The sequence below is a fragment of the Mycobacterium sp. genome (assembly GCF_032162605.1).
In the GTDB taxonomy this organism is placed as follows: Bacteria; Actinomycetota; Actinomycetes; order Mycobacteriales; family Mycobacteriaceae; genus Mycobacterium.
This window is the reverse complement of the sequence record NZ_JAVROT010000514.1, coordinates 1-4329: the sequence shown is the minus strand read 5'-3', so window position 1 is coordinate 4329 and position 4329 is coordinate 1. Positions and strand designations below refer to the sequence as shown.

The window sequence follows — 4329 nt, the reverse complement described above, 5'->3', positions numbered from 1 at the left end:
TCAGCACCTGGTCCACATCGCGTGCCAGTTGGTCGAGATCCAGAGACAGGAACTCCTTGGCGTAGTCGAAGTCCTCGTCCATCGGATTGGCCGCGCGGCAGGGCCGAGCCAGGGTCTTCAGGTTGAGCCCGCGGGGCCAATCGCGTTGGTCCCCGCTTGCCGCGGGGTGATTGCGCCGCTTGAGCGACCCGCGCATGCATATGGTCTGGTCGTAGGTCCTGTTGACGTAAGCGTCAGGGCTCTCAGGCATTGGCCGTCCTTCCGGGCTCTCTAAACCTCAGATGCAGAGCGCACGGCGCACCGCGCGCACGTTTCGCCGGGACACCGGCACCATAGTGTTCTCGTGATCGTCCATGACGAGAACCAGCTCGCCCTTGTCTCGACGTTCGACCTCGCGAATCCTGTTCAGGTTCACGATGTGTCGGCGGTGGACCCGCAGGAACCCGGCGTGGCTCAGCTCGTTGTCGAGCTTGTCCAGGCCGGGCGAGGCGGCCCGCATCCTGCCCTGGTCCGTTGACAACCACACTTCGTTGCCATCCGATTCGGCGAACAAGACTTCTGGCAACCGCAGCATCACCATCCGGTTCTCCCGGACTCCGACCACTCGACGCGGATGTTCCTCGGCGTACAAGCTTGCTTCGGTCCGCGGCAATTGCTCGCCGTCGGAGACACCGAAGGAGATCAGGTGTCCGGCCAGATTGCCGTACCGGAATACCGGGCGAATTGCGACCGGCGACGGTTCGTCTGCGAGGTGGGTGAAGATCTGTGTCGTGCCGATCCAATCGGGGTTGTGACTCGCCTGCTTGCTGGCGTACCGGACGGCTTCGATGAATGCCGGCAGCTTCGGATTCCAGCGCACTGCCGGGTCGACTGCCGGGGTGTTGCTCGGCACACCGAGCGGCACGCTCGCCGTTCCATCGGCGATCACTACCCTGCCCGCCGTGTCGACGGCGGCCAGTGCATCAGCCGACCGGGCCCTGGCGTGGTTGTACGCGGCGAGCAGTTCGGCGCCGCCGTCGCGGGCGCACATGCGCAATTTGCTCTGGGTGTGCGCGGCGGCGTTCGCCAGCCATGCGCTCGCGGATGCTGGCATGTCACTGCGCAAACTCGAGATGTTCAGGCTAGCGATCGGCTCCTTGCTCACCACGTCCCGCACCGCGACGCCCGCGCACGTCCAGTCGTGGAAGGCCTGGCACCAGTGTTCTTCCCGCTTGATCACCAGCGGGTTTCGCGTTCCGAGGGCGGTACCTATGCCGTTGGTGCCCACCGCGCTCTCCGACCAGCAGAACCACGGCGCGAGGCCCGTTCCGGCGGCGACGGCAAGGGTGGTCTTGTCGCCCCACTCGGCCAGGACCCTGCCGTTGGCGTCGGCGATTATCACGATGCCGAATTTGGACACCTCGTGGACCATGGCTGCGGCACGAAAGCCTAGCTCCGCGAACACGACATCGTGTTCGAGCGAATGGTCGACCTCCGTGACCGCCGCAGGCGCCTCGGACAGGAACGGGTCGACGCGGTACTGATCCCGACATCGTTGCCAGGAGATCGCCACTTCGGGCCGCACGCCGCGGACGTTGTCATCCCCCTGTACGAAGCTTTCCCACGCGTCGTACAGCGCAGTATTGGTTGTGTAGGGAGGTTTCGATTCGAGCTGTGCACTTGACATCGGGGCCACCTTTACGTGCTTGGACTTGTGTTGGCGAAGCCACGGATTCCTGGGACACCCCGGCATGCCCTACCAAACTCTGGAGTTTCGTGTGATGTGGATCATATACCTTTCAGATTGTGATCGATTCGAGCAAAGCGAGCCATGGACGGTTACGAAATGACCGGCGGCCCCGGCCAAGTCACGCAGCGAAGTTAGCCCGCCGGGCCTGCGACGTCCTCGGCTGCCTTGAGCGCGCGGAGGGTGTTCTCGCCGGCGAGCTTGGCCAGGTCGGCGCTGGACCAACCGCGGTCGGCGAGAGCGGCGAAGAGTCGCGGATACCCCGACACGTCCTCCAGTCCCTCGGGCATGGCCTCGGCCCCCATGTAGTCACCGCCGATGCCGACATGGTCGATGCCTGCGACCGCACGCACGTGCTCGATGTGCGCCACGACCTCCGTCAACGTGGCGACCGGCGGTGGCGACTGCTCGGCAAGACCCGTCATCAGTGCGCCGTACGCCGGTTCGCCCTTCTGGATGCCGCGGCGTCGAGCCTCGTCCTTTGCCTCCGCGTGCCAACGGGTGACCGCCGGTGAGACGAACGCGGGCAGGAACGTCACCATGCACACCCCGTCGTTCTCCGCCAATGTCGCCAGGACGTCGTCGGGCACGTTGCGTGGGTGGTCGCAGACCGTACGGGCGGAGGAGTGGCTGAAGATCGCAGGCGCGGCGGTCACCCGCAGCGCGTGCCGCATGACGTCAGCAGACACGTGCGAGAGATCGACAAGCATCCCGAGCCGGTTCATTTCGCGTACGACGTCCTCACCAAACTCCGACAATCCGTGCAGCACAGGGTCATCGGTCGCCGCGTCGGCCCACGGCACGTTCTTGTTGTGGGTCAAGGTCAGGTAGCGCACCCCCAACGCGCGCATCATGCGCAAGACCGCTAGCGATCCGTCGATGCAGTGGCCACCCTCCATGCCCAACAGCGATGCGATCCGGTCGCCCGAGGCCCTGACCTCGTCCGCAGTCGTAGCCAGCATCAGCCGGTCGGGGTAGCGGGCCACTAGCCGCCGGACGAAGTCGATCTGCTCCAGCGTGGCAGTCACAGCCGCGGGACCGGTGAACAGCTCCGGGGACACGTACACCGACCAGAACTGTCCAGTGACGCCGCCAGCCTCCAGTCGCTTCAAGTCCGTGTGCAGCTCCGGCACCACCCCGGTCAGGTCGACGGCGTCCAGGTCGGCGTCGTACTCCTGACGCATCGCCCACGCGAGATCGTTGTGACCGTCGATCAGCATCGTCGTCACATCTCCTCCGACCGTTGCGGTTTGGTCGACGCGCGACGTTTCCCATCGAACGTGACCGCGGTCACTTTACGGTTCACGCTGCTCCGTTGGTACCGGATGCGGCGCAACTACCGTTCGCCCGGGCTAGGGAGCCGTTCGACAGCATCTGAGCACCTTTCGTGGTTCAGCCAGCGGGTCGGGAGCCGGATCTGCGGCCCACCAGCGCACCTGATCGCCGGAGCGGGCGCACCATTCCGCGGCAAACCCACCCCCCCGATCACCCGTTGGGTCGATGCCGGCGGACCTAGGTCACTGGTGTGCTCGGGGTCACACCAATGATGTGAAGGCGGGAAGACTTATGGGAACTCAATTCTTTGTGATCGACGTCGACGCCGACGTCTCTCGTCGGCTCCGACGGCTCGGAGCCACGGTGATCGACGCCCCGTCATTGTCGACGCACGACCTGCCTTCGGCGTATCTCGGCAAGCGACCAGACCTGCGATTCGCGTGCACTACTCGGCCGGATCGTCGGCGCCGCCACCTGCACGTGCGATCGTCGCGTTCTGTCGTACGTGCCGCACAGGTGGCGACGAGGCTGGCCAGGCGGGACCGCACCGCCGCCACCGTCAGCTACGACCTGAATATCGCCGCTGTCGCCGAGGGACGCCTGTCCCCCGCAGACCTGACCTCGATCGAGTCAATGATCGGATGCAGTGACATCGTCACACTGAGCGAGTGCGACCTCGCGGCACTGCGTCCCGGCGAGCGGCATGCCGATGCGGTTCGCTGGGTGATGGCCCGCGGGCCCGCAATCATCACGGTGACGAATGGCATGCGGGGCTCCGTCGGGTATGTCAGGGGCGGTTCCGTGCTGTCTGACGGTTGCCGTGCCGCGAACGCCGGAGCAACAAACGGTGTCAGCGCAGCATTGACTGCCGGCCTGTTATACGCATTGGACGAGCGGGACCTGCTCGGCCCCGGCGCATACGAGGCGTTGCGGGGAATCGGCCTCCGCGAGGTCAACGACGTGTTCAGCGCCGCGAATCGCCATGGCGCATCGACTTCTTCGCCCCTCGGATCCGAACTCCCCCGGCACGAAATCGTGTTGGGCGCGTAGCCGGAGCTCGACTGCCTAGTAGAGCGCGTACCGCTGCAACGTCGGCGCCAACCAGTCGATGAGCTCGTCTCGGCTCATCGCGACGACTGGTGGTAGCCGAAGCACGAAGCGGCACAACGCCATCCCGAGCACCTGGGTCGCGATCAAGCCCGCCCGGCGGGGGGCGTCGTCGGGCACGAACTTCGCGATGGCGGGCATCAATTGCGCCGCGAAGATGTCCTTCATACGAAGCGCCGCTTCGGCATTCGTCGTCGACGAACGCAACAGCACGACAAGCG

4 protein-coding genes and 1 pseudogene are annotated in these 4329 nt (G+C 65.4%); 1 reads left to right on the top strand and 4 read right to left on the bottom strand.

From position 1 onward, the window contains the following. The 3 genes and pseudogenes from QOI01_RS28485 to QOI01_RS28475 all read right to left on the bottom strand — a co-directional run. Nucleotides 1-250, bottom strand: a pseudogene (locus QOI01_RS28485) (catalase/peroxidase HPI); the annotation flags it as partial. A 27-nt stretch (nucleotides 251-277) separates the two neighbouring features. Continuing rightward, on the bottom strand, nucleotides 278-1666 hold the full coding sequence (locus QOI01_RS28480) for a LytTR family DNA-binding domain-containing protein (protein ID WP_526386498.1): 1389 nt from the start codon (nucleotides 1664-1666) through the stop codon (nucleotides 278-280). Nucleotides 1667-1860: 194 nt separating this feature from the next. Beyond that, nucleotides 1861-2946, bottom strand: a complete 1086-nt coding sequence (locus tag QOI01_RS28475; RefSeq protein WP_526386499.1) for a dipeptidase — start codon at nucleotides 2944-2946, stop codon at nucleotides 1861-1863. A 346-nt stretch (nucleotides 2947-3292) separates the two neighbouring features. On the opposite strand from QOI01_RS28475, the gene QOI01_RS28470 reads away from it, so the two are divergent. Continuing rightward, a complete protein-coding gene (locus QOI01_RS28470) occupies nucleotides 3293-4051 on the top strand; it encodes a hypothetical protein (protein ID WP_526386497.1) in 759 nt (252 codons plus the stop codon). Between the two features lie 15 nt (nucleotides 4052-4066). On the opposite strand, the gene QOI01_RS28465 is transcribed toward QOI01_RS28470, so the two are convergent. Next, nucleotides 4067-4329, bottom strand: a 263-nt coding sequence (locus tag QOI01_RS28465) for a TetR/AcrR family transcriptional regulator (protein ID WP_526386496.1), incomplete at its 5' end; no start/stop codon positions are given.

Bases quoted from the DNA above. Each gene is read 5' to 3' on its own strand.
- QOI01_RS28475 (WP_526386499.1), bottom strand. From the start codon at position 2,946: ATGCTGATCGACGGTCACAACGATCTCGCGTGGGCGATGCGTCAGGAG.
- QOI01_RS28470 (WP_526386497.1), top strand. From the start codon at position 3,293: ATGGGAACTCAATTCTTTGTGATCGACGTCGACGCCGACGTCTCTCGT.
- QOI01_RS28480 (WP_526386498.1), bottom strand. From the start codon at position 1,666: ATGTCAAGTGCACAGCTCGAATCGAAACCTCCCTACACAACCAATACT.